Consider the following 555-nt stretch of genomic DNA (forward strand, 5'->3'; position numbering starts at 1 on the left):
CACGCGCTCACGCCGCTCCGCCGCATCCAGACCCCGCAGCCGCTGCACAAACCCCCTGTCCTCGCGGTGACCGTTGCGGCGTCCGGCGCGTGCTGATGACGGCACCAACTCCCTTAGCACGGCAGGCACTTCGGCTGATCTTCCCAACGCCGGACGGTCCAGCCCGATCGGCACCACCACGGGAGCCCCACCCGCCAGCGCCCGGTCGAACAGACCAAGCCCGTCCTCCACCGCGAGTGGGACAAAGCCCGACCTGCGGAGCCGCGCGAGGTCCTCCGCCGACAGCCCGGAAGCCATACCCGCGTCGCCTCCGGACGCCTCCCACAGGCCCCAGTTCAACGCCAGCGTCGGCACGTCCGCAGCCGACCGGACCCGCGCAAACTCGTTCAGGAACGCGTTCGCCGCCGCATAACTCCCCTGGCCCGGCGAGCCGAGAAGGGACGCGGCGGAGGAGAAGACGACGAAGTTCGCCAGGTCGAGGCCGAGTTCGTCGGCGACGTCGTGCAGGTTGAGTACTGCGTCCACCTTCGGGCGCAGCACCGCCGACACCCGCTC

The 555-nt window shown here is 70.8% G+C and carries 1 protein-coding gene; it reads right to left on the reverse strand.

What is annotated here, in order from left to right:
* The coding region (locus RZ84_RS00085) for a KR domain-containing protein (protein WP_241777459.1) at positions 1 to 540 on the reverse strand (540 nt) is incomplete at its 3' end.
* Positions 541 to 555 lie beyond the last annotated feature (15 nt).

Source organism: Streptomyces sp. CT34 (genome assembly GCF_000805335.1).
Lineage (GTDB): Bacteria > Actinomycetota > Actinomycetes > Streptomycetales > Streptomycetaceae > Streptomyces.